Origin of the sequence: Streptomyces sp. NPDC091376 (assembly GCF_044757085.1) — a bacterium.
In the GTDB taxonomy this organism is placed as follows: domain Bacteria; phylum Actinomycetota; class Actinomycetes; order Streptomycetales; family Streptomycetaceae; genus Streptomyces; species Streptomyces pratisoli.
Genome location: NZ_JBIVUF010000001.1, coordinates 446,249 through 470,314, shown reverse-complemented (window position 1 = coordinate 470,314; position 24,066 = coordinate 446,249). Strand labels below are relative to the sequence as shown.

Genomic DNA, 24,066 nt, shown 5'->3' with positions numbered 1-24,066 from the left:
CCGGGCCCGGGTGCGGCCCTCGCAGCCTGGGGGTGCCTCCTGGGGGTTCCCCCGGGCGCGGCTCCGGGGGAGAAGCTCTGGGGGAGGAACGGCGCGAATTTAGCGGCCCATACCGACCCAACCGCCACCTTCGTCCGGCATTCATCCGATCGTGTGAGGATTGAGGGCGGCGCTGACGGGTGCGACACGAGTCGTACAGTGGCCGGGGGCGCGATGAGTGCACCGTGAAAGCTTTAGGGAGGCACAACGGTGAGCGAGCTGCGATTTGTCCATCTGGGCTTCGGCGACGACGCTGTCGAGTACCAGGCGGCCTGGGACGAGCAGCGCCGTGTGCACACGGCCCGGTTCGCCGGTGAGATCCCCGACACCTGCCTGCTGCTGGAGCACCCGCCCGTCTACACGGCCGGGCGGCGTACGGAGGACAGCGAGCGCCCCCTGGACGGCACCCCGGTCATCGACGTCGACCGCGGCGGGAAGATCACCTGGCACGGGCCCGGCCAGCTGGTCGGCTACCCGATCATGCAGCTGCCCCGCCCGGTGGACGTGGTGGCCCACGTCCGGCGGCTGGAGGAGGCGCTGATCCGTACGTGCGCGGAGTTCGGCGTGGAGACCACCCGGGTCGAGGGCCGCAGCGGTGTGTGGGTGCTCGGCGACCCGGTCGAGCAGCGCCCGGCGTTCGGTGGCCTCTCGCTCGACTTCGACCCGCGCCTGCACGACGACGAGTTCGACCCGCGGCTGAGCGGACCGGAGTACGCCCCGTCCAACGCCGGCCAGCGGCGTGAGGACCGCAAGCTCGCGGCCATCGGCATCCGGGTCGCCAAGGGCGTCACGATGCACGGCTTCGCCCTGAACGTGAACCCGGACAACACCTGGTTCGACCGGATCGTGCCGTGCGGCATCCGGGACGCGGGAGTGGCCTCGCTGGCGAACGAACTGGGCCGTGACGTGACCATCGCGGAGGTGCTCCCGGTCGTCGAGAGGCATCTGCGCGAGGTCCTGGAGAACGCGGATCTGCGACCGCGGGAGGTCGAGGGGGAAACCGGCCTGGACGCCGGGCGCGAGACGGGGCGCGAGCCCGAGCCGGCCCCGGCGCCGACAGCCTGAGGAATGCCCGCCTGTGGCCAGAGGTTGGCCACCGGTGAGGGCATCACAATCATCGGGCGTACCCTGGTGTGCGCCGAGGAATCGAAGTGTAGGGAGCCGGTCGTGTCCGCTGTCGCACCCGACGGACGCAAGATGCTGCGTCTGGAGGTCCGGAACAGCCAGACCCCCATCGAGCGCAAGCCCGAGTGGATCAAGACCCGGGCGAAAATGGGCCCCGAGTACAACCAGCTGCAGAAGCTCGTGAAGAGCGAGGGCCTGCACACGGTGTGCCAGGAGGCAGGCTGTCCGAACATCTTCGAGTGCTGGGAGGACCGCGAGGCCACCTTCCTCATCGGCGGCGACCAGTGCACCCGGCGCTGCGACTTCTGCCAGATCGACACGGGCAAGCCGCAGGCTCTCGACCGTGACGAGCCCCGCCGCGTCGGCGAGTCGGTCGTCACGATGGACCTGAACTACGCCACGATCACCGGCGTCGCCCGCGACGACCTGGAGGACGGCGGCGCCTGGCTGTACGCGGAGACCGTGCGCCAGATCCACGCCCAGACCGCGGACCGCGAGGCCGGCCGGACCAAGGTCGAGCTGCTGATCCCCGACTTCAACGCGGAGCCGGACCAGCTGGCCGAGGTCTTCTCCTCCCGCCCCGAGGTCCTCGCGCACAACGTCGAGACCGTCCCCCGGATCTTCAAGCGCATCCGCCCCGGCTTCCGCTACGAGCGCTCGCTGAAGGTGATCACCGAGGCCCGCGCGGCCGGTCTGATCACCAAGTCGAACCTGATCCTCGGCATGGGCGAGACCCGCGAGGAGGTCAGCGAGGCGCTGCAGCACCTGCACGACGCGGGCTGCGAGCTGATCACCATCACCCAGTACCTGCGGCCCTCGGTCCGGCATCATCCCGTCGAGCGCTGGGTGAAGCCGCACGAGTTCGTGGAGCTGAAGGAGGAGGCCGAGGAGATCGGCTTCTCCGGAGTGATGTCGGGTCCGCTGGTGCGATCCTCCTACCGCGCGGGCCGCCTCTTCCAGCAGGCCATCGAGAAGCGTGGGGAGATCGCCGCTACGCAGGCGGTGTGAACTCCAGCACAGGAAACTACCGGCCGGTAACGGCCAATTGGGCGCGGCCCGTACGCTCCCCGCAGGTCGCGGGCGCGTACGGGCCGCGTCAGGATTCCGGGGTAGCGAGTAAAGGTTTCATCGGTGTTTGACCGGTCGGTCACGCCCTGGTAACACCAATCAGTGACTCTGGCTTTACGCACCGCACGCACACTCGCACCGCTCATCACCCCGCCTCCGAGGGAGATCTCCACCATGCAGGCCGCGACTTCCGTACGCGCCAACGCCTTCCCGACCTTCACCCAGGCGCTCCTCGCCGTCGAGTCCGTACTCCTGAGCGGCGGCCAGCGCACCGCCCGCCGCAATGCCTGGACCGCGGTCCTCGAGGACCGCCGTCGCGCCAAGGACCGGGTCGAGGCGCAGCACGTGCTGGAGGCCGTGGCGACTCGCTCTTCCTGAGGCACGTAAACTTCAGGACATGGCGAGGAAGGAACAGGCAGAGAACTCTGCGAACCCCGGGCGACTCAAGCAGATCGCCCTTACCTACAAGATGACCAGGCGGGCCGACTCGAAGATCGGTCTTGTCCTCGCGGGTGTGGGAATCGTCACCTTCGGTGTCTTCCTCGCGATCGGTTTTCTGATCGACCACCCGATCTACCTGGGCGTCCTGGGCTTCCTGCTGGCCTTCCTCGCGATGGCGATCGTCTTCGGACGCCGCGCCGAGCGCGCCGCCTTCGGGCAGATGGAAGGACAGCCGGGTGCGGCGGCCGCGGTGCTCCAGAACGTGGGCCGAGGCTGGACCACGACCCCAGCGGTCGCGATGAACCGCAGCCAGGACGTCGTGCACCGGGCCGTCGGCAAGGCCGGCATCGTGCTGGTGGCCGAGGGCAACCCGAACCGGCTGAAGACCCTGCTGGCGGCCGAGAAGAAGCGGATGGCCCGGGTCGCCGTGGACGCCCCGGTCCACGACATCGTCGTCGGCAACGACGAGGGCCAGGTGCCGCTGAAGAAGCTCCGCACCACGATGATGAAGCTCCCGCGCGTGCTCACCGGCCCGCAGGTGACGCAGACGAACGACCGTCTGCGCGCGATGGGCGACCTGATGAGCAACATGCCCCTGCCGAAGGGCCCGATGCCGAAGGGCATGCGGATGCCGCGCGGCGGAAAGATGCGCTGACGTAGCTGACGTACTGGCTGCTACGACGTGAATGCTCCGACATGAAGAGGGGCGCTCCGGATCTCCCGGGGCGCCCCTCTTCATGTCTCGGTATGGAGCCGGCTTCATGTCTCGGCAGGGAGCCGGTCCACTGTGAGGAGCCGGCCCCGCGCAGTCAGATCCGCACCTGGACGGAGCGGGAGAGCCGGTCATGGAGGCCGCGCCCGTCGCGGTCCCACACCAGCGCCGGGATGGCCAGGCAGAGCAGCACGCTCCTGACGAGGACCTTGCCGATGCCGAGCCGTCCGCCGTCCTCGGCGACGACGCGCAGACCGAGGATCCGCTTACCGGGAGTGCTGCCGAGGGTGCCCACGGTCAGCACGCTCAGGACGAGGAAGATCCCCAGCGCCCAGTTCCCCGCGGCCTGCTGGTCACCGTCCGCGAAGAGCCCGTATGCGATCAGCATGCACAGGGCCCAGTCGATGAAGAGCGCACCGAAGCGCCGCCCCAGCGGGGCGACGGAGCCGGGGCCCTGCTCCGGCAGTCCGAGCCGCTCACCCCGGTAGCCGAATTCGGCGCCCATGTCCTCGGCCGCCGCACGGGGCCCGGACAGCCACGATCCGATTGCTTGCCTGTTGTCCACCCGTCAACGGTACTGTGCACGCTTTTGATCACCGCCGCCCGGGTCACACCACGGGCTCACCCTGGTCACCCGTATCCACGCTCTTCACACGGCTCACCACCGGCTCGGTTAACTTCCGCGAAACAAATGAGTCATGCTGGAGAAATCCCGTCTGCCTAGGGTCGTGTGCAGCGTGTGCCACCGCACTGGCCGCACGACCCGAGTCACAACCCCGCCCATCCCCGGGTCGGGAGTAGGAGGAGTTGGATGTTCCAGAACGCCGACGACGCCAAGAAGTACATCGCGGACAACGACGTGAAGATGATCGACGTCCGGTTCTGCGACCTTCCCGGCGTGATGCAGCACTTCACGATTCCGGCCACGGCGTTCGACCCGTCCGAGGAGCTCGCCTTCGACGGCTCGTCGATCCGCGGTTTCCAGGCGATCCACGAGTCCGACATGGCGCTGCGCGCGGACCTGTCCACCGCGCGTCTGGACCCGTTCCGCCGTGACAAGACCCTCAACATCAACTTCTTCATCCACGACCCGATCACCGGCGAGCAGTACAGCCGTGACCCGCGGAACATCGCCAAGAAGGCCGAGGCCTACCTCGCCTCCACCGGCATCGCGGACACCGCGTACTTCGGCCCCGAGGCCGAGTTCTACGTCTTCGACAGCGTGCGCTTCCAGACCAGCGCCAACGAGGGCTTCTACCACATCGACTCCGAGGCCGGTGCCTGGAACACGGGCGCGCTCGAGGACAACCGCGGCTACAAGGTCCGCTACAAGGGCGGCTACTTCCCGGCCCCGCCGGTCGACCACTTCGCCGACCTGCGCGCCGAGATCTCCCTGGAGCTGGAGAACGTCGGCCTCCAGGTCGAGCGCCAGCACCACGAGGTCGGCACCGCCGGCCAGGCCGAGATCAACTACAAGTTCAACACGCTGCTCGCCGCGGCCGACGACCTGATGCTCTTCAAGTACATCGTGAAGAACGTCGCCTGGCGCAACGGCAAGACCGCGACCTTCATGCCCAAGCCGATCTTCGGCGACAACGGCTCCGGCATGCACGTCCACCAGTCGCTGTGGCAGGGCGGCTCGCCGCTCTTCTACGACGAGCAGGGCTACGCGGGCCTCTCGGACACCGCCCGCTACTACATCGGCGGCATCCTGAAGCACGCCCCCTCGCTGCTGGCCTTCACCAACCCGACGGTGAACTCGTACCACCGCCTCGTCCCGGGCTTCGAGGCGCCGGTCAACCTGGTGTACTCGCAGCGCAACCGCTCGGCCGCGATGCGTATCCCGATCACGGGCTCCAACCCGAAGGCCAAGCGCGTCGAGTTCCGCGCCCCGGACCCGTCCTCGAACCCGTACCTGGCCTTCTCCGCCCTGATGCTGGCGGGTCTGGACGGCATCAAGAACAAGATCGAGCCGGCCGAGCCGATCGACAAGGACCTCTACGAGCTGGCCCCCGAGGAGCACGCGGGCGTCCCGCAGGTCCCGACGTCCCTCCCGGCGGTCCTCGAGGCCCTGGAGGCGGACAACGAGTACCTGCAGGCGGGCGGCGTCTTCACGTCCGACCTGATCGAGACCTGGATCGACTACAAGCGCACGAACGAGATCGCCCCGATCCAGCTGCGTCCGCACCCGCACGAGTTCGAGCTGTACTTCGACATCTAAGAACGCCCCAGGTCGGAGCGGGTATCCGCTCGCCCGGGCCGTCCGTGGGCCGTCGGCCGTGCTCTTCCCTCACCGGAAGGCGCGGCCGACGGCCTTTTCTGTGTCCGAGCCGTTCGCTCTCAGCTCCCGTCCCGCCCGGATCCCATCAGTTCCCGCAGCTCCGCCACCGCCTCCCTCAGCCGGTCCGCGAAGGTGCGCATCTGGTCGGCGACCGGTTCGGGGGTGCTCAGGTAGAGGTTGAAGCGGTCCGGCAGGAGGACGTAGGCGACGCCGATGCAGCGGCTGCTGGTGGAGCCGAAGCCGAAGTACTGGATGTTGTGGGACGGCGCGGAGCTGGTGCTGAGGTAGTCGTCGCGCAGGGTGAGCCAGCCGGGGGTGCGGTAGAGGGCGGGCTGGTCGTCGACGCCCAGGGCGGGGCCGCGGCGGCGCTGGATGAGTTCGAGTTCCCAGAGGTGCTGTTCGGGGACCTGGCCGGCCTGGGAGGCCTTCGCGCGGGTCACATGGGCCTCGGCGGCGGTGCGGAAGGCCGTGCGGCGGGCGGCCGGGGAGGTCGAGGGGTCCTCCATCGCGGCGACGAAGGCCAGCATCTCGGGGGTGACGACGCGCATCGCCTCGGTGCGGCCGTTGCGGTACTGGCGGGTGGCGATCGACTCGTACGTGGCGCCGAGGAGGCCCTTGGCGCGCTGGTGGGCCAGCTGGTAGGCGCACTGGACGAAGGCGTCCGGCGAGACGCCGAGGGCCTTGGCCGTGGTGCTGCCGAAGTCGGGGAAGGACACGGTGGTGGTCGCGGTGGCCCGGCCGTACGCGGCGAAGGCGTCGGCGGCGGCGCGCACCTGGTCCCGTAGCGCCGCGTCGAGTCCGAAGACGACCGGTTCCACGGCCGGCAGGCCCTGGGAGCGGGCTCCGGAGTTCCGGGAATGCTCCTCCGCCGGGGTGCTGAGGAGGAAGTCGGTGAAGCTGAGGATGGTGGTGCCGTCGAGTTCGCAGTGTTCGACGTTGATGCCCGCGCGGCCGTCCGCGAAGACGATCAGGGACAGCGCCTTGTCGAACCAGCGGTTGCCGCGGTCGCCGTGGAGCAGTTCGTCGCAGGCCTCCTGCGTGTCCGCCGGGGCGAAGTCCTCCAGGCAGACGCAGAACAGCGCGGTCTCGACGACGTCGAGGGCGTCCGCGTTGCGGGGGTCGTGGTCGAGCAGGGACTGGCGGGCCGCCGCCCACTCCGCCCGCGCCATGGTGGTCAGATGGCCCACCGAGGTGTCCGCGGCGGCCGGCTCGTCGCCGGCCTTCATGACGGCCCGCAGCCCGGCCGCCAGGTCGTCCAGCCCGTACGGGACGCCGTCCGCGCCGAGCACCTCCAGGCGGAACATGCCGCCGCGGAAGAAGACCACGATGTGCCGGGCGTCGGACGGACCCGGCCAGGCGTCGCTGTAGGGCGCGCGGACGGTGTCCTGCCGGGCGCCCGGGATGCGGGTGGCGGAGAAGAGGAACTTGTTCTGCACCATCGACTGGGGCACGCCGCGCTGCACCACGGGCGGAAGGAGTTCGCGGTCGAGCTGCCGCTTGTAGTTCAGGGCACCCGCGATGAGCCCGGCCGCGCGCTCGGTCTGGGGCAGGCCGGAGTCCTGGAACAGGAAGAAGAAGTTGGCGTTGAGCGCGATCCGGTCCCGGCGGCCCAGGTAGCGGTAGGGCCAGAAGGTGTCGAGCCAGCTGTGCACGCCGTCGGTGGCGTCGTACTCCTCCAGGGCGGCGTGCAGCGCCCGGCCGGGCCCGCCGGGCCGGAGGAAGGCGGCGACCTCCGCCTCGGTCGCCGCCAGTTCGTCGGGGCCGAGCAGCGGTGCGCACCAGGCGAGGAACCTCTCGCAGCTCGCCTCCAGCGTGGGCAGCGGTACGCGCGGCAGGCTTTCCTCGTTGGCGAAGGTCGTCGCGCCGTGGTTCATCGCGCCACCGGCAGCCGTGCCGCCTGCAGACGCGCCCCCGCTCGTCGTGCCGCCGGCCGCCGTGCCGCCTGCTACGCCCTGACTGATGTTCACTTCTGCTCTCGATTCGGATCGTTGTGACCTGAGGTGCCGTTCGGCCGGGACAGATAGAGCTGTGCGTAGAGCCAGCCTTCCGCTTCCAGACCCTGCGTATCCACTCCGGCGGCCGACATGCCGTCGAGTACGAGCGCCTGTTCTTCCGGGGAGGCGAACCGGCGCTGCTTGAAGACCTCGTCGACGCGGACGGTCCGGTATCCCAGTTCGGCCAGTGCGCCTTCGACGCGGTCGAAGGGGAACATCCGCAGGACGAAGTGCGCCATCCAGGGCAGGCGGCCGCCCTGGGCCCGTACGACATGGGTGAGCGTCCGCTCGGTGACATAGCCGAGACAGCCCGTCGAGATCACCAGGTCGGTGCCGGAGAGCTGGTCGCGCTGCCGGGCGGTGGGCTCGTCGTTCTCCAGGTCGGCGTGGACCGCGTCGTCGAGGAAGCCGGCCTCGAGCGCGTAGGACAGCGCGCTGCCTGCGGCGTCCAGGCCGACGAAGCGGATGGGCTGGGCGGGCCGGCGGGACCGGGACAGCTCCCGGTCGCGGGCCAGCAGGGCCTCGCGGCCGCCGTCCTCGCCGCCGTCCTCGCCGCCGTTCTCGCCCTCGTCCTCGCCGTCGTCCTCGTAGCGCTCGTACAACTCGTCCATGGTCGCGTCGTACTTCACGAGGGCGGCGTTGATCCCGTACGAGCACCCGATGTCCAGCACCTGGGGCGCCGCGACCTGCTGGGACTCCCGGTACTCCTTGATGAGTTTGGCGAAGTAGGGCTTGGCCTGTTGCGGAACGCGGTAGCCGAGGGGACGCAGCACTCTGAAGTAGGCGCGGGGATCGGGCTGGGTGTAGATGTGGTCGAGGGTGACTTTTCCGGTCTCGTCGAATCGCACGGGGCTTGGCCCTCCGTGGGTCACTGAGTCTCTGGATTGCTCGGTCGCCGGGCGGCGCGTTCCTGGACGGACGCCGACGGTCAGTCCAGCAGCTGGTCGCTCCGGACCGCGCGGCCCTCGGCGGCCAGGTGCGCGGGCAGCACCCGGCCGAAGAGCTGCCGGGTCCGTGCCACGCTCCCGATGACTCCCGGGCGCTCGCTGTACGCGAAGATCGCCGAGTGGCGCGCCGTCCCGCCCCGCACGGGGCTCACCCGGTGCAGGGAGTAGCGGCCCTTGAACAGCTGCAGGTCACCGGGGTGCAGAGGGAGGCGTCGGAGCAGTCGCTCGCCGCGGCCGTCCAGGACGTCCCGGACGTCGGCGAAGTTCTCGTCGTGCGCGGATCTGATGTTCGGGCAGTACTCGAAGACGCCGCCGTCCTCGGCCTCCTGCGTGAGCATGCTGACGGTGAACTCGTTCGTGTCGAAGTGCCAGGGGTGCTCCATCCCGGGCTGGACGACGTTGAGGACCAGTCCGGAGAGCGGATCGGCCAGTTCGTGCAGCCGGGGCAGCCCGAAGCACTCGGCGACGAACCGCCGGAACGCCTCGTTCGAGTAGAGCCGGCTGATGAGGGAGCTCTCGGGGACACGGTCCCGCGCCACGAACGCGTTGCCCCGCTGGAAGGTCCTTACGCCGGGGTGGTCCTGCGGCAGTGCCGCGTCGACCGCGATGTTGTAGACGTTCACCGTCTCGAGGTCGAAGTGCGCCCGTGGGGCGATGGCCGAGCATTCCTCGCACAGGACGTCACGGAGCACCGGACGGATGAAGTCCGGCAGCACGGTGCAGCCGAGTGCCGACAGTTCGCGCCGGGCCCGGGAAACCACGGCCTGCCCCTCGGCGCTCCCGAGTTCCGACAGGGGATATCGGGCCGTGTCGACCACCTGGTCAAGCGTCATTGCTTCCAGAGTGCTCATTCGATCCTCTCGGTGTGCGGGCAGGGCAAGACAAGACCATCCCCAACTGAACTGAGAAGTAACACAGTTGAAGTTCCCACAGCCTCCGCCGGGTTGTCTGTGACACGCCACACGGCCGTGGTGGTGCGGACGGCACGAGCGGTGCGGGCGGTGCGGCACGGCGCCGCAGCAATACGGGGCGGGCGGCCCGGCGGGATCTAGACTCCGCATGCTGATCAATCGTCCATAAGTTCACTATTACGGGGCAAACACCACACCCTGGTCCGGAGGGGCTGTTCGATGGCCGATGCGACGGTGACGGAAGCACTCGCCGCCGAGGCGTACGTGTACGGGTATCCGCTGGTGTACGAGCTGACGATGGCCGGGGCGCTCGTCCGCAAGGGCATCGGGAGGCTGCCGCCGACGCCGTTCAACGCGTTCGCGCACGCCCGCAAGCTCGCTGATCACCATGACACGTTCGCCTCGGTCAGCAACGACACGGTTCCTTCGGTCGCGCAGCTGGATCTGTCCGGCGGACCGCTGGTGCTGCGGGTACCGGGCAGCGACGGCAGCGCGTACCACGTGGTGCAGTTCGTGGACGCGTGGAGCAACTCCTTCGCGTACATCGGCTCCCGCGCGACCGGCACCGAGGGCGGCCGCTGGCTCGTCGCGCCACCCGGGTGGGCCGGCCGGGAGCCCGACGGCGTGCGCGGGGTCATCGACGCGCCGACCGCCGTGGTGACGGCCGTCGGGCGCTGGTCGTGCGACGGGCCGGACGACCTGCCGAGAGTCGCCGCACTGCAGGACGCGCTGGCGGTCGAGGCGCTCGACGGACGGGAGCACCGGGCGGGGCTGCCGACGCCGGAGCCGGGGGTACGGGAGGCACTCGGGTTCTTCGAGAAGCTGCGGGTGTGGATGGCCGACTTCCCTCCGTCGGCCGAGGATGCCGCGTACCAGCAGAAGTTCCAGCCCCTCGGACTGCTGGAGGAGGGCCCGTCGCCGTACGTCTCCCCCGCCGCCGACCTGGCGAAGGCGCTGAAGGACGGCTTCGTCCGGGGCCGGTCCCGGATCGAGGAGGCACTGCGGAGCCGGGCCGGCGACGGCACAGGGCCCGGGGAGTGGGCGCTGGACCCGCACGCCTGCGACTACAACCTGGACCACTTCGGCGTCGGCACGCACGACTCACCCCGGTGGAGGATCGCGGACCGCGAGGAGTCGTACCTCGTACGTGCCGTCGCGGCGCGCAGCGCGCTGTGGGGGAACCACGGCTACGAGTCCGTGCAGGCCGAGGTCTTCACGGACGCCGACGGCGAGGGGCTCACCGGCTCCCGGGCGTACACGCTGCGCTTCGAACAGCCGCCGCCCGTCGAGTCGTTCTGGACGGTGACGATGTACGACACCCCGGACCACTATCTCGTCGCCAATCCGATCGGGCGGTACTCGATCGGCGACCGCACCCCCGGACTCGTCCACGCCGACGACGGCTCCCTGACCGTCCACATCCAGCAGGAGCGGCCGGCCGATCCGGCCTGGGCCGCGAACTGGCTGCCCGCCCCGCCCGGGGACTTCCGGCCCGTGGTGCGTCTGTACGCGCCCAAGGAGGACGTGCTGGACGGGAGTTACCGGCTGCCGAGGATCGAGAGACGTCGATAGGAGTCGCCCGCCGCGGGTGCGCGGGAGCGCCCCGGGCCGGCCGGCGGACCGGACCGCGGGGCGCGCCCACGCACATCTTGGCTCCGGATTCCCGACTCCGGACTCGTGGATCCGGACTCGTGGATCCGGACCCGTGGATCCCGGCCGTCAGTCGGCGTAGTGGATCAGTGAGCGCACCATGCGGCACGTCGTCTCGGACGGCGGGTGGATGCCGATGCGCTCGGCCGTGGTGCGTATCCGGCGGTTGCTGGCGTTGGCCGGGTGGTAGACCCCCGTGTCGAGCAGGGCGATGGCGATGCGCATGGCCTTGAGCCGGCGGTTGTGGGTTTCGTACCACTCGCGCGGGAGGCCCGCGGGCAGTGGCCGCTTCGTCGGTTCGGGCAGCGCCCCCGTCTTCGTCCCCGTCCCCCTCTTCGTCCTCGTCCCCGGCTTCGTCGTGATCGTGGCTACGGCCATCGGCGACCTCCTGGCGCGGTGGTTGGACCCTCACGAACTAGTTCGATTTTACTGCCCGCCACTGACAATCGCCCCTGGCCAAAGGGTGTTCAGGGTGTTCGAGAGGCGCATGGGGAGTACGGTGTCGGGATGGAGATCTGGATCAATCCCGCGTGCTCGAAATGCCGCAGTGCGCTGCATCTGCTCGACGAGGAAGGCGCGTCGTACACGGTGCGGCGCTACCTGGAGGACGTGCCGTCGACGGACGAGATCCGCGAGGTGCTCGGGCGGCTCGGCCTTGAGCCGTGGGACATCACCCGCACACAGGAAGCGGCAGCCAAGGAACTCGGCGTGAAGGACTGGTCGCGCGACGCCGCCTCGCGGGACCGGTGGATCGAGGCGCTCGCGGAGCACCCGAAGCTGATCCAGCGTCCGATCATCACGGCGGGCGACGGCACGGCGGTCGTGGCGCGCACGGACGAGGCGGTACGGGACGCACTGGATCGCTGAACGCGCTCTCCGGCCGGACCGCGAAACCGCAGCTCCTCGCCCACCTGCGAAAACTTAAGCCTCAGTTAAGGAAGTCCCGCCTGTGGCGGTTGAGCAGAGCCCTCGGCCTACTCGTACGTAACGGCACACGGAACCCATCCGGCCGCCGTTCACGGCCGAGGACAGGAGCCTTACGTGTCGCGCAAGAAGACCCTCAGCGGCAAGAAGAAGATCGCCCTCATGATCGGCGCCGCGGCGCTGGTCGGCGGTACTGCGATTGTCATGACCGGGACAAGCCAGGCGTCGGTGGCCTGTGACGGACTCGCGCAGGCGATTCGCAACAACGAGAACTTCATCGCCGGTCAGCGGGCCAATCCCGATGCCCAGTCGGCGGCCCGGATCGCCAACCGCGAAGCCGTGATCGCACAGATCAACGTCCAGCAGGAGGCGTCGGGTTGTGAGGTCGGCCAGGGCGCAGGGGAGGGCGGCGGCGGTCAGGCCGCGCCGCCCGCGCAGCCGCCGGCCGAGGAGCAGCCCCCTGCCGAGGAAGCGCCCCCGGGCATGGAGCAGCCGCCCGCCGAGGAGCAGCCGCCCGCGGACGACGGCGGTGCAGGTGCCGGTGACGAAGGCGGCGCCGAGGACGGCGGGAACAACGGCGGGGCCGCCGGTGAGGTCGTCTGCGCCGGTTCGACCGTGACCCTGTCCGGCGAGGGCGGCGCCCCGGCCGCCTCCAGCAGCCAGTTCCCGGCCGGTACGAAGCTGAAGGTGACCAACCTCGACAACGACAAGTCCACGACCGTCGAGGTCACCTCGGTGTCCGGTAGCTGCGCGCTGCTGAACAACGCCGCGTTCGAGCAGGTGCGCGAGCCCGGCAAGTTCCTGATCCGCAACGCGCGCATCGAGCGCGTCGGCTGACGGCGCTCGCCACGGGCAGGCGGAGGGGCGGCTATCGAAGCCGTTCCTCCGCCTCCGCCAGGATCTCCGTGATGCGCAGCCCGAGCCGTACGTCGCACGCGTGCGCGTCCCCCGTACGCGCCGACTCCAGGAGCGCGTCCATCGCCGACCGGAACGAGCCGATCGCATCGCCCCACGCGGGCATCGGCACCCGCCCCCGCTCGCCGTAGAGTTCGATGGCGGCGCCGGCGGCTTCCGGTGGCGCGCTCAGGCCGAGGGTGGCCGTGCTCGACGCCCCGGACCCGTGCCGCAGGGCGAGATGCACCGTGTCGGCCGGTCCGCGCAGCGCCGTCAGGTCGCTCACGTCGCCGAGTACGGGCAGCAGCACGGACAGCACATGAGGGCCGACGTCCCACAGCCCGCCCTTCTCCCGGCGCCAGGGCGAGGCCGCGTACGGGCTGTCCGAGCCGCTCGCGAACAGCGAGCCGAGCCAGTGCGCCCGCGCGGTGAACCAGCCGCCCGCGGCGGCCTGTTCCGCGATCCACGGCGCGGTGTCCGCGGCGAACCGCAGCGTGCAGAAGACGACCGACGCGACGCCCGTGCCCTCCACGGCGGTCACGACTTCGCGGGCTCCCGTCACCGTGGTCGCCACCGGCTTGTCCAGCAGCAGATGCCGCCCTGCGGCGGCCGCCCGCGCCGCCAGCGGTGCCTGGATGTCGGGCGGCAGGGCGATCGCGACGGCGTCGCTCGCCTCGATGAGGGCGTCCACGTCGTCGTACGCCTTGACCCCGTGGGCCGCGGCGATCGCGGCGGCGGCCTCCGGGCGGCGCCCCCACACCCCGGTGAAGACGGCCTCCGGGTGCGCGGCGAGAGCAGGGGCCTGGGTGCGCTCCGCCCAGGGACCCGTTCCGATCAGTCCGATCCGCAGCTTCGTCATGGAGGCAAGTCTGCACCCGTGGCAGAGTCGCGGTGACAGCGATGCCGGCGTGGACCCAGGTGCAGGCGCCGGTGCCGGTGCCGGTTCCGGTCCCGCGTCCACCGCCTGTGTCCCGGCGCGGACGTAGGGTGACGCGTTGTGAAGAGACACATAGCCTTCGAGCGGCTCCACAACTTCCGCGACCTGGGCGGCTATCAGGCCGAGAACGGCAGCACGGTGCGGTGGGGACTCCTGTACCGCTCCGACTCGCTGGGCAAGCTCACGGGCGGGGACTGGGACCGGTTCCTCGGCCTGGGTGTCCGTACCGTCATCGATCTGCGCTACCCCTGGGAGATCGACGCCAAGGGCCGGATCCCCGAGCACGAGTCACTGACCTACCACAATCTCAGCATCGAGCACCGCCCGTACGACCAGGCGGCCCTGGGCCCCGGGGTGGAGACCGGCCCGTTCCTCGCCGAGAAGTACATGGAGGTCGCCCACGACGGCGTCACGGAGCTGCGCGGGGCGCTCGAGGTGATCGCCACGGCGGGCGACGGGCCCGTGGTGTTCCACTGCGCGTCCGGCAAGGACCGCACGGGACTGGTCGCCGCGCTCGTACTGACCCTTCTGGGCGTGCCCGAGCAGCGCGTCATCGAGGACTTCGCCCTCACCGAACTGGCCACCGAACGGCTCCTCCACGACTGGCGTGCCGACCACCCCGGCCAGGAACCCGCCTGGCCGGGCTACGGCCGCGCCCCCGCCGACGTCATGCGCCTCTTCCTCACCGCCCTGACGCGGCAGCACGGCTCCGTACGCGACTACACCAGAAACCTGCTGGGCATCGACGACGCCTGGGAGACCGCTCTGCGCCGGAACCTGCTCGAACCGGCGCCGGCGCCGGCGCCGGCACGGGCACCGACGCCGGCCTCCCGGCACACGGGCCGCGACTGAGGACGTGCCGCTCCTCGTCGACGCCGCCGCGATCACGACGGCCGGACAGCGTGAGGGTGCGCCTCAACCCCGTATACGACACGGACGGCTTCAGCTCGTCCGGCGAATCCGGAATGCCGGATTCGAGGCATCGCCCAACGCCGGTGCGGTCGCGGAGAGGTCGCGGGAAACGAAGGATTCCTGAGTAACACGGGGTTCACAATCGAGCAATGGACGGGAAATCCGGTGTTGCGAAGCTGCGCCTCATACCCGCTGCACCCGCAAAGGATGAGGCCCCGTGACCTTCAAGGCTGAGTACATCTGGATCGACGGCACCGAGCCGACCGCGAAGCTTCGCTCGAAGACGAAGATTCTGACGGGCTCCGCCACGACCGTCGCCGAGCTGCCCATCTGGGGCTTCGACGGATCCAGCACCAACCAGGCCGAGGGTCACGCCTCCGACTGCGTGCTGAAGCCGGTCTACTCCTGTCCCGACCCGATCCGCGGCGGCGACGACATCCTGGTGCTGTGCGAGGTCCTCGACACGGACATGACGCCGCACCCGTCCAACACGCGTGCGCAGCTGGTCGAGGTCGCGGAGAAGTTCGCCGCGCAGGAGCCCGTCTTCGGCATCGAGCAGGAGTACACGTTCTTCGACGGCGACCGTCCGCTCGGCTTCCCGGTCGGCGGCTTCCCGGCCCCGCAGGGCGGCTACTACTGCGGTGTCGGCGCCGACGAGATCTACGGCCGCGACGTCGTGGAGGCGCACCTGGAGAACTGCCTCGCGGCGGGTCTGGGCATCTCCGGCATCAACGCCGAGGTCATGCCGGGCCAGTGGGAGTTCCAGGTCGGCCCGCTGGCGCCGCTGGTGGTCGCGGACCAGCTGTGGATCGCCCGCTGGCTGCTGTACCGCACCGCCGAGGACTTCAAGGTCTCCGCGACGCTCGACCCCAAGCCGGTGAAGGGCGACTGGAACGGCGCGGGCGCGCACACCAACTTCTCGACCAAGGCGATGCGCGAGGGGTACGACGCGATCATCACCGCGTGCGAGTCGCTGGGCGAGGGCTCCAAGCCGCTCGACCACGTCAAGAACTACGGCGCCGGCATCGACGACCGGCTGACCGGTCTGCACGAGACCGCCCCGTGGAACGAGTACAGCTACGGCGTCTCCAACCGCGGCGCCTCGGTCCGTATCCCGTGGCAGGTCGAGAAGGACGGCAAGGGCTACATCGAGGACCGCCGTCCGAACGCGAACGTCGACCCGTACGTGGTGACGCGTCTGCTCGTGGACACCTGCTGTTCCGCGCTGGAGAAGGCCGGCCAGGTCTGATCCGCTCGCGACCGCTCGCGAGGGGCGCCCACCGTTTGCGGTGGGCGCCCTTTCCGTTGTCGCCACAGACCTCGTCGCCTCCGTCGCTCCCGTCCCTTCCGTCGCCCCGTCGCCCGTCGCCCTCGTTGTCAGTGGGGCCTGCCATGGTGGTGCGCATGCTTGCGATCACAGTGATGACGGAGAACGGGCAGCGGCACGTGCGGGCGACCGCGGAGCGGCTCGGTGAGCTGGTGTGCCGGATCGGCGGCCCGCAGGACAAGTTCCTCGTGGTGCAGCGGATACCGGACCTGCCCGATGTCTTCGTCCAGGTGTGGCACGAGACGGGTGGTGACTACACGCTGGAGCATCGCGCCGGGGCGCCCGACCGGCACTTCCAGGTGCGGGTCGACGCCCCGGAAGCCGTGGTGGCGGCGATGCTGGGCTGGGCGCGGCAGGAGGACGGCTGGGACGCGGGGCTCGGCTGGGAGCCGCTGGACCTGGGGCCCGCCCCGGAGACCGCTCCCGAGCTGGACCCCGACGATCGCAAGCAGGTCGAGGAGCTAGTCCAGGGGCTGCTGGTCGGCGGCTACGTCACCCGGGCCCAGCTGTCCGAGGCGGCCGAGGACTACCTCGTCTCCGGCGACGACCGACCGGTGTCGCCCGAGCAGGCACGACAGTTGGTGGACCGGATGTGGCTGGAGCGGGTGGCCGAGCAGGCCGACTGGGAGGGCCAGACGGACCCCGAGCGGCTCACGCGCGCCTTCGGGTCCCTGGAGTCGGCCGGCATCACCGCCCGGGAGAACTTCACCTGCTGCCGCAACTGCGGCGAGTCCGAGATAGGTGACGCCGGGTCGCCCGGCGCGCGCGGCTTCGTCTACTTCCACACGCAGTGCACGGACTCGGTGGCCGCGGGATACGGACTGACGCTGCTGTACGGCGGGTTCGACGGTTCCCCGGAGACCACGGCCGCGGTCGGGCACGAGGTGGTGGCGGCGCTCGCCGGGGTGGGGCTCGCCACCGACTGGGACGGCGATCCCGGCCGGGCGATCACGGTCACCCCGCTGGACTGGCGCAAGCGTCTCGTGGGCTGAGGACCGCGCGGGGCGGACGGTGGTGTCCGTCTCGTGAGAGGGGTCTGCTGTCCTGCCGCTTCATCTGCTTGAATAGGCGTATGGCCAGACTTCGGGACAACGTGACAGGTCGCAGCGACCTGGAGCCGTTCTGGCCTTCCCGTCAGCACCACGACTTCGACCGTGTGTGTTGCCGCGCGAGGAACGCGTCGGCCCTCTAAAGCCTTCCCCAGGACCCTTCAGCGGGCCCTGCCGAGGCCTTCGGCCGACGCGCACGACGTACGCACGTCCGTCCGTCCGTTCCGTCGATCCGACTCCCCCGATCCGGGGATCGACGACTCTCCGCGCGAAAGAGCTGACCTCTCATGGCGAACTCCCGTTCCTTCTCGACCGCGACCGCGACCAGCACCGGCACCGCAGCCACCGTCCAGAACCGGCACCGGCTGCGAGCCGTCGACCCGGACGAGGTCGTGCACGTCGGGGACTTCCTCCCGCCGGGCGCCACCTGGCTCCCGGCACCGCAGCACACACTGCCCGTGCTCCCGGGCCGGCCTCCGATGGTCGGCTACCTCGTTCTCGTACCGGCCGACCGGCAGCCACCGCTCCTCGCGGCCACCGCGCAGACGCCGGCCGAAGTCACCGAGCCGGGCCCCGGCCAGGACCCGGGCCGGAGCCCGGGCCCCGGTCCGCTCACGGACGGCGGCGAGACCGGTCCCGTGCGCATCGACACCGCCCGGCGCACCGCGGCGGTGGCCGGGCAGGTGCTCGACCTCACGTATCTGGAGTTCGAGCTGCTGGCGCATCTCGTGGCGCATCCGCACCGCGTCCACACCCGCGACCAGCTGGTGACGACCGTGTGGGGCTACGGTCATGTGGGCGACGGCAGGACCGTCGACGTCCACGTGGCGCGGCTGCGCCGCAAGCTGGGCGCCGAGCACCGCGACACGATCCGGACCGTGCGGCGGGTCGGCTACACGTACACGCCCTGATACGGCCCTTGGGCCCGGTCCCGCGCAGCCTCACGGCCTCCGCCGGACCGGGCCCTTCGGCCCGGCTCGTCAGACACGACCTACGCGGCGGGGGCCCCGCCCCTCGCCCGTGCGACCAGGCCCAGGGTGATGTCGACGGCGAGGAACACCAGCAGGCTGACGCCGAGCATCGGGACGAACCAGCCCACCAGCGCGGTCACGGCGGCCAGCGGCAGCATCGCCGTCACCGGTACCTTGCGCCAGGCGCCCCGCGGTATCGGCCGTCCGAAGCCCAGCCCGCGGCCCTTCGTCGGACGGCGCAGCCACCACATACGGTAGCCCCACACCGTGAGCATGATCAGCCCGATCATGAGCGCCGCGAGTGCGAGCTGGTTGGGCAGTCCGAAGAGGACGCCCATGTGGGCGTCGATGCCGAACCGGGTGAGCTGGGCGAGCAGCGGGTAGTCGGCGAACCGCAGTTCGTCCATGACGCGCGCGTCGGCCGGGTCGATCGCGACCGAGTCGAGGTTGACCGGGAAGAGGGTGTCGGTCTCCTTGACGACGTAGCCGCTGCCGTCGGCCGGGAGGACGACGGAGATCCGGCCGTCCACGCCCTCGCCCGCGGCCGCCGCGACGGCGTTGTCGATGCCGATGTCGGCGCCCTGGTGGGCGTCCCCGTGCCCGTCGGCGCCGTGGCCCTCGTGCTCGTCGCCGCCCGCGGCCGCGCCGTCGAGGGTCGCGGCGACGACCGGGGTGGCGCCGCCGAGCTGGTCCTGGACGGCACCGATGTTCTCGCCCGCGTACCTCGACCAGGTCAGTCCGGTGGCGGAGAGCAGCACCAGACCGGTGACCGCCCACAGACCGACGGAACCGTGCCAGGACAGGGTGCGGCGGCGGCCCTTCGCGCCGCGCTCGGGGACGAACAGGGCGCGCTTGGCGGATCGTTTGCGGCCGATCCACAGGAGCAGTCCGCCGAGGGCGACCACCCAGAGCCAGCTGGCGGCCAGCTCGCTGTAGTTGCGGCCGAGGTCGCCGAGGTGCAGATCGCGGTGGAGCTCGTCGAGCCAGGTGCGCAGCGGGAGCGCGCCGGAGCTGCCGTAACTGGGAAGGTCACCGCGTACCTGGGCGGTGTAGGGATCGACGAAGACGGCGAGGGACTTGCCCTCCTCGACCTCGTCGCTGCTCATGAGGACCCGGGTGGTCGCCCCGTCCTCGGCGGAGGGCCACACGGCGGTCACCGTGCCCTCGGGGTGCGCCTTGCGGGCGGCGGCGACCTGGGTGTCCAGCGGGATCTTGCGTTCACCGACGTCGGTCGTCAGCTCGTGGCTGTAGAGGATCTTCTCGGCCGGGAAGGAGAGGGCGTAGAGGAGTCCGCTGGTGGCGGCGACGAGCAGCAGCGGGGCGATGAGGATGCCCGCGTAGAAGTGGATGCGCAGGACGAGCGGGCGGAGCGCGCTCCAGGTCGAGCGGGTCTCCGCCGCGGCCGGCGCCTCGGATGCGCCAGGGGCGCCAGGGGTGTCGGTGTTGCCCCGTACGGGGTCGTCAATGGCCATGATGGTCCTAGGAGTCGGCGTTGACATGGGGGATGCGGCCCCCGGGTGTCAGACGAGTGCTCCAGGGACCGTGGCGCGGGTGTACGGGCGGCCGGGCGGGGCCCGCCGGGAGACGCTGTGCGCGAGGACGACTCCGTGGAGGCGCCGGGTGCGGGGGCGCGGGCGTACGGAGTACGGGAGTTCCGGCACGCGCACGACGGCGAGGAGCAGCCGCAGCGGCGCGAAGACGGAGGTGCGGACGGTCCCGGCGGTGCGGGCGAGCCGGAAGAGGGCGGTCTCGCCGTGCGCGAGCCACAGCGCGCAGACCGCGGCGGCGAGGACGTGCGCGGCGAGCATGCCGCCGGGACCGGCGGCGAGATGCGTCAGGTGCGCGGTGGCCTCGGCCACGAGAGTGTCGGCAGCGGCCGTGCCGGCCGTCGGCGCCATGTCGAGCGTGGCGGCGCCGTTCGACGTGGCGTCCGCGCCCGTCGCCGCCGTGTGGTGGTGGCCCCTGCCGCCGGAGTCATGGGGCTCGGAGCCCGCGAAGACCAGGTGGAGGACGCCCTGGACCGTGAGCAGGCCCGAGCCGATGGTGAGCGCGCCACGGCGTCGGGTGCCCGCGAGCCACCCCGCGGCAGCGGTGAGCACGAACGCGAACAGGACCGCGGTGACCGGAAGATCATGACCCGACATGGACGAATGCCCCACCCCGGCCAGCGAGATGCACACCGCCGCGAAAAGTGCGGCTCGCAGGGCGCGCATCGGCGACCAGGCATCTGTCATGGCTCGCACATGGTGCCATCCCTTGGCCGGATTCCGTCAGACGGCCTGCTTCACGACCTGCGTCACGGCCCCCACCGCGGCCCCCACCGCGGCCCCCGCACGACCTGCATCAACGGATTCTCCCGGCAGCGGAATTGCGCACGTCATGCCGTCCGGGAGGGCAGGGTCGGCAGCATGAGACTTCTGATTCTGGGCGGCACGGAGTTCGTGGGGCGGGCGGTCGCGGAGGCGGCGCTCCGGCGCGACTGGGAGGTGACGGTGTTCCACCGGGGGCGGCACGAGGCCCCGTCCGGTGTGCGGGTGCTGCACGGTGACCGGGTCGCGCCGGGTGGTCTGAAGGCGCTCGCGGAGGGTGAATGGGACATCGTGGTCGACACCTGGTCGGCCGCCCCGTCCGCCGTGCAGGAGTCGGCACGGCTCCTCGCGGACCGTGTCGGCCGGTATGCGTATGTGTCCAGTCGCTCGGTCTACGCCTGGCCGCCGGCCGCTGGACTCGACGAGAACGGTCCCCTGGTGGCGGGCGCGGCGGCCGGCGCCGAGGCCACGGACTACGCCCGGGACAAGCGGGGCGGTGAACTGGCCGCGACGGAGGCCTTCGGCCCGGAGCGGTCGCTGCTGGTACGCGCGGGGCTGATCATCGGCCCGTGGGAGAACGTGGGCCGGCTGCCCTGGTGGCTGAACCGCGTGGCTCGCGGCGGCCCGGTGCCCGCGCCCGGACCGCGGGATCTGCCGGTGCAGTACGTCGACGTACGCGATCTCGCGCAGTGGACCCTCGACGCGTCGGAACAGGGTCTCGCCGGCCCGTACAACCTGGTGTCCCCGCCCGGGCACACGACCATGGGCGAGCTGCTGGAGAGTTGCGTGCGGGTGACCGGCTCCGACGCGGAGCTGCGCTGGCTGGACGCGGAGACCATCGCGGCGGCCGGGGTCGAGCCCTGGACCGATCTGCCGGTCTGGATCCCGCGCGGCGAGCTGTACGACGCGATCCACGACGCCGATGTGTCCAAGGCCCTGGCTGCCGGACTGCGCTGCCGGCCGGTCCAGGAGACGGTCGCCGACACATGGGCCTGGCTGCGCGGTCTCGGCGGCAGCGCACCGCAGCGCACCGACCGCAGCCCGGTGGGCCTGTCCCCCGACCAGGAGTCGGCGCTGCTCGCCCGCTCCTGAGCGGGGCCGGTGCGACCGCACCGGCACATCTCGGCCACTGACGTCACCGGGCTCACTGAGGTCACAGCCGTCACTGACGTCCGGTCACGTCCGGTTTGCGAATGGAGACTTCTACGAATTCCGGCTCCGGCTGAACGAGCCGTCGTCGCCGTCCGTATGGAACGACGCGCTGCTCCCCTCCCGGGATTGGAGTTCCATGGCACGCACAACACGCAAACGCTCAACGCTGGCAAACCGGGCGATAGCCGCCTCGGCTGCCCTCATTCTGGGCGGGGGTGGGCTGATCGCGGTCAATGTCTACGCATCCGCGGGTGAGGGCTGGACCGGTCAGCGCCCCGACCAGACCCAGGCCGCCGGACAGTCGGTGTCGACCATCGACTGTCCGGACGTCGGAAACGAACTGCCCGAAGTACCCCAGCAGCAACGCGGTTCCGTGGACCGTGAACTCGCGACGCTGGACACCCAGATCACCACGGCGTATCAGCGATTCGCCGAGAACAAGGAGCGGGTCGAAAGCGACCCCTCCTACGGACAGCAGCAGATTCTCGCTCCGCTGAGAAACGAGCGGCTGGTCATCATCCAGCGGATCGTCTCGCTCATCGAGCGCGGCGCACCCAAACCGCAGGGCCTGGAGAACATGGCGCCGTGCACCCTGCGCGCCGACGACGCCGACAACGGCGGCGGGGACCAGGGCCAGGACGGTGGCCAGGACCAAGGTCAGGACCAGGGCCAGGACGGCGGGCAGGACCAAGGCCAGGACGGCGGCCAGGATCAGGGTCAGGACCAGGGCCAGGGTCAGGACGGCGGCCAGGACGGCGGCGACCAGGGCGGCAACGACAACGGCGGTCAGGCCGGCAACGGTCCCGAGCAGAACGACTTCGTCGACATCCAGTCCGTGCAGCCGAACGTCAACGGCCCCCGGAACCGCCGAGGCGCCTCCAAGGGCACCTTCAGCACCGACTGCGGCAAGAACGAGAACGGCAAGTTCAACCCGGACAATGTCATCGTCGCGCCCGGTGTGAGCAATGGCGCGCACCATATGCACGACTACGTCGGCAACCAGGCCAACGACGCCTTCGCCAGCGACGACGACCTTGCCAACGGCGACACCACCTGCCGTAACCAGGGCGACAGGTCAACCTACTACTGGCCGGTGCTGCGACTGCAGAACGGGCAGGACGAGAACGACGCCCAGGCCGACGGCGGCGGCAAGGACCAGAATGTCGGCGAGATCCAGACCCCGGCCCAGGTCACGCTCAATTTCGTGGGAAGTCCCGTCTCCAAGGTCACCGCGATGCCACGATTCCTGCGGATCATCACCGGTGACGCCAAGGCCTTTGTCAACGGTGATGCCAATGCCAATGCATCGTGGAGCTGCACCGGATTCGAGGACCGTCAGCTGAAGGACAAGTACCCGATCTGCCCGGAGGGCAGTCAGGTGGTACGGACATTCAAATTCCAGAGCTGCTGGGACGGCCAGAACACCGACAGCGCCAATCACCGCACCCATGTCGCCTTCGCGGATGAGAACGGCAGCTGCCAGAACGGCTTCAGGGCCATTCCGCAGCTGGTGCAGCGCATCGTCTACGACGTTCCGCCCCCCGTCTTCGACGGGGAGAATCCGAGCGTCTTCGCGGTCGACTCCTTCCCGGAGCAGTTGCACAAGCCCATCACCGACCACGGCGACTTCATCAACGTCTTCGACGAGAACCTGATGAACAAGGTGGTGAACTGCATCAACGGCGGCCGGCGGTGCCGATGACCACCGAGTCGGCCAGATCCGCAGAGTGAGCCGGCGCCGAGCCCCGGGGCTCCCGGGTTGAGCCCCTGGGGTTCGGCACCACCTCCGCTCTCTCCCCTCCCCCGACCGCCCCCGTCCCCCCTGACCCCCCACCGAACTGCGCGGCCTGCTCAGTGATGGCCGGAGTGCTCCTGCTCGTGTCCCCCACCGCCGTCGGCACTGCTCCCCGAGTGTCCGCCGTGCGACGAGCCGGTCTCCACGGTCCCGCCGAGCCGGCCGCGCAGTGCTGTGACCACCTTCTCCTCGCCGACCACGACCCACTTCCTGCCGACGAGGTACGAGCCGCCGTAGTCGTTGGCCTCGTTGATCCACTCGCGCTGTCCGCGGTCGGTGGCGAACGTGGCCAGGACGTACTTGCCGTCCTTCGTCGCGCAGTTCGCCTGCCGCAGTTCCTTGGCGTCCGTCTGGATGTTCGGGTCGCACTCGGCCTGCTCGGCCAGCTGTTCCAGGGTCCCCGTCGCCGTCTTCGGCGCGTCGGGGGCCTTTTCGTCGTCCGCGCCGCAGGCCGTCAGGGCCGTGACGGCGGTCAGGGCCAGGGCGGCCAGGGCTATCGGGGTGGTGCTTCGAGCTCGTTCCGTACGCATCCGGCCATCGTGCCCGCTCGGCACCCTCGTGCGCTGGCGAACGCCGGGTAACGTGCCGCGCGACGCACACGCACCTGTTGTCTCACCAGCAACACGGA

Annotated in this window: 23 protein-coding genes; 14 read left to right on the top strand and 9 right to left on the bottom strand. The window is 70.4% G+C overall.

Annotated elements, in window-relative coordinates; translation table 11 throughout:
• Window positions 1–249 precede the first annotated feature (249 nt).
• The 4 genes from lipB to ACIQMR_RS02065 all read left to right on the top strand — a co-directional run bounded on the left by lipB (window position 250) and on the right by ACIQMR_RS02065 (window position 3,328).
• A complete protein-coding gene (gene lipB, locus ACIQMR_RS02080; protein WP_401381786.1) occupies window positions 250–1,104 on the top strand; it encodes a lipoyl(octanoyl) transferase LipB in 855 nt (284 codons plus the stop codon).
• Window positions 1,105–1,206: 102 nt separating this feature from the next.
• Window positions 1,207–2,172: a lipoyl synthase gene (lipA, locus tag ACIQMR_RS02075; RefSeq protein ID WP_401381784.1), complete on the top strand. Its 966-nt coding sequence runs from the start codon at window positions 1,207–1,209 to the stop codon at window positions 2,170–2,172.
• A 234-nt stretch (window positions 2,173–2,406) separates the two neighbouring features.
• Window positions 2,407–2,610 carry a hypothetical protein gene (locus tag ACIQMR_RS02070; RefSeq protein WP_266374694.1) on the top strand — a complete coding sequence of 68 codons (204 nt, stop codon included), beginning with the start codon at window positions 2,407–2,409 and terminating at the stop codon, window positions 2,608–2,610.
• 19 nt (window positions 2,611–2,629) lie between these two features.
• Window positions 2,630–3,328, top strand: coding sequence for a DUF4191 domain-containing protein (locus ACIQMR_RS02065; protein ID WP_266374692.1), 699 nt, complete (start codon window positions 2,630–2,632; stop codon window positions 3,326–3,328).
• A gap of 154 nt (window positions 3,329–3,482) precedes the next feature.
• Here ACIQMR_RS02065 and ACIQMR_RS02060 read toward each other — a convergent pair whose 3' ends face one another.
• Window positions 3,483–3,950 carry an RDD family protein gene (locus ACIQMR_RS02060; protein WP_266374690.1) on the bottom strand — a complete coding sequence of 156 codons (468 nt, stop codon included), beginning with the start codon at window positions 3,948–3,950 and terminating at the stop codon, window positions 3,483–3,485.
• A gap of 246 nt (window positions 3,951–4,196) precedes the next feature.
• On the opposite strand from ACIQMR_RS02060, the gene glnA reads away from it, so the two are divergent.
• A complete protein-coding gene (gene glnA, locus ACIQMR_RS02055; RefSeq protein ID WP_358664709.1) occupies window positions 4,197–5,606 on the top strand; it encodes a type I glutamate--ammonia ligase in 1,410 nt (469 codons plus the stop codon).
• Window positions 5,607–5,725: 119 nt separating this feature from the next.
• On the opposite strand, the gene ACIQMR_RS02050 is transcribed toward glnA, so the two are convergent.
• From ACIQMR_RS02050 to ACIQMR_RS02040, 3 genes are all read right to left on the bottom strand, one after another.
• Window positions 5,726–7,540, bottom strand: coding sequence for a choline/carnitine O-acyltransferase (locus ACIQMR_RS02050; RefSeq protein WP_401382649.1), 1,815 nt, complete (start codon window positions 7,538–7,540; stop codon window positions 5,726–5,728).
• Between the two features lie 89 nt (window positions 7,541–7,629).
• Window positions 7,630–8,508 (bottom strand): class I SAM-dependent methyltransferase, encoded by an 879-nt coding sequence (locus ACIQMR_RS02045; protein ID WP_401381781.1) that lies wholly within the window; start codon window positions 8,506–8,508, stop codon window positions 7,630–7,632.
• Window positions 8,509–8,588: 80 nt separating this feature from the next.
• Entirely contained in the window at window positions 8,589–9,458 is an 870-nt protein-coding gene (locus ACIQMR_RS02040) for an arpA protein (protein WP_401381779.1), read from the bottom strand.
• Window positions 9,459–9,737: 279 nt separating this feature from the next.
• On the opposite strand from ACIQMR_RS02040, the gene ACIQMR_RS02035 reads away from it, so the two are divergent.
• Complete coding sequence (locus ACIQMR_RS02035; protein WP_401381777.1) at window positions 9,738–11,090, top strand: DUF1254 domain-containing protein; 1,353 nt, start codon at window positions 9,738–9,740, stop codon at window positions 11,088–11,090.
• 147 nt (window positions 11,091–11,237) lie between these two features.
• Here ACIQMR_RS02035 and ACIQMR_RS02030 read toward each other — a convergent pair whose 3' ends face one another.
• A complete protein-coding gene (locus ACIQMR_RS02030; protein ID WP_401381776.1) occupies window positions 11,238–11,546 on the bottom strand; it encodes a hypothetical protein in 309 nt (102 codons plus the stop codon).
• 129 nt (window positions 11,547–11,675) lie between these two features.
• On the opposite strand from ACIQMR_RS02030, the gene ACIQMR_RS02025 reads away from it, so the two are divergent.
• Entirely contained in the window at window positions 11,676–12,035 is a 360-nt protein-coding gene (locus tag ACIQMR_RS02025) for an arsenate reductase family protein (RefSeq protein WP_401381773.1), read from the top strand.
• 174 nt (window positions 12,036–12,209) lie between these two features.
• Complete coding sequence (locus ACIQMR_RS02020; RefSeq protein ID WP_401381771.1) at window positions 12,210–12,929, top strand: hypothetical protein; 720 nt, start codon at window positions 12,210–12,212, stop codon at window positions 12,927–12,929.
• A gap of 31 nt (window positions 12,930–12,960) precedes the next feature.
• On the opposite strand, the gene ACIQMR_RS02015 is transcribed toward ACIQMR_RS02020, so the two are convergent.
• The gene (locus ACIQMR_RS02015; RefSeq protein ID WP_401381769.1) at window positions 12,961–13,845 is read right to left on the bottom strand and encodes a Gfo/Idh/MocA family protein; all 885 of its coding nucleotides are present in this window, start codon (window positions 13,843–13,845) and stop codon (window positions 12,961–12,963) included.
• Window positions 13,846–13,983: 138 nt separating this feature from the next.
• On the opposite strand from ACIQMR_RS02015, the gene ACIQMR_RS02010 reads away from it, so the two are divergent.
• From ACIQMR_RS02010 to ACIQMR_RS01995, 4 genes are all read left to right on the top strand, one after another.
• Complete coding sequence (locus ACIQMR_RS02010) at window positions 13,984–14,775, top strand: tyrosine-protein phosphatase (RefSeq protein WP_401381766.1); 792 nt, start codon at window positions 13,984–13,986, stop codon at window positions 14,773–14,775.
• Between the two features lie 277 nt (window positions 14,776–15,052).
• The gene (gene glnII, locus ACIQMR_RS02005) at window positions 15,053–16,084 is read left to right on the top strand and encodes a glutamine synthetase (protein WP_401381764.1); all 1,032 of its coding nucleotides are present in this window, start codon (window positions 15,053–15,055) and stop codon (window positions 16,082–16,084) included.
• 155 nt (window positions 16,085–16,239) lie between these two features.
• Window positions 16,240–17,154 (top strand): DUF6891 domain-containing protein, encoded by a 915-nt coding sequence (locus tag ACIQMR_RS02000; protein ID WP_401381762.1) that lies wholly within the window; start codon window positions 16,240–16,242, stop codon window positions 17,152–17,154.
• A 344-nt stretch (window positions 17,155–17,498) separates the two neighbouring features.
• Window positions 17,499–18,122, top strand: a complete 624-nt coding sequence (locus ACIQMR_RS01995) for a winged helix-turn-helix domain-containing protein (protein WP_401381761.1) — start codon at window positions 17,499–17,501, stop codon at window positions 18,120–18,122.
• Between the two features lie 80 nt (window positions 18,123–18,202).
• Here ACIQMR_RS01995 and ACIQMR_RS01990 read toward each other — a convergent pair whose 3' ends face one another.
• Window positions 18,203–19,654 (bottom strand): PepSY-associated TM helix domain-containing protein, encoded by a 1,452-nt coding sequence (locus ACIQMR_RS01990; RefSeq protein ID WP_401381759.1) that lies wholly within the window; start codon window positions 19,652–19,654, stop codon window positions 18,203–18,205.
• 48 nt (window positions 19,655–19,702) lie between these two features.
• A complete protein-coding gene (locus ACIQMR_RS01985) occupies window positions 19,703–20,416 on the bottom strand; it encodes a hypothetical protein (RefSeq protein ID WP_401381757.1) in 714 nt (237 codons plus the stop codon).
• Between the two features lie 174 nt (window positions 20,417–20,590).
• Between ACIQMR_RS01985 and ACIQMR_RS01980 the strand changes: the two genes are divergently transcribed.
• Window positions 20,591–21,583 carry an NAD-dependent epimerase/dehydratase family protein gene (locus ACIQMR_RS01980; protein WP_401381755.1) on the top strand — a complete coding sequence of 331 codons (993 nt, stop codon included), beginning with the start codon at window positions 20,591–20,593 and terminating at the stop codon, window positions 21,581–21,583.
• A gap of 196 nt (window positions 21,584–21,779) precedes the next feature.
• Window positions 21,780–23,345, top strand: a complete 1,566-nt coding sequence (locus tag ACIQMR_RS01975; protein WP_401381753.1) for a DUF1996 domain-containing protein — start codon at window positions 21,780–21,782, stop codon at window positions 23,343–23,345.
• A 149-nt stretch (window positions 23,346–23,494) separates the two neighbouring features.
• Here ACIQMR_RS01975 and ACIQMR_RS01970 read toward each other — a convergent pair whose 3' ends face one another.
• Window positions 23,495–23,968, bottom strand: coding sequence for a hypothetical protein (locus ACIQMR_RS01970; RefSeq protein ID WP_401381752.1), 474 nt, complete (start codon window positions 23,966–23,968; stop codon window positions 23,495–23,497).
• Between the last annotated feature and the right edge of the window lie 98 nt (window positions 23,969–24,066).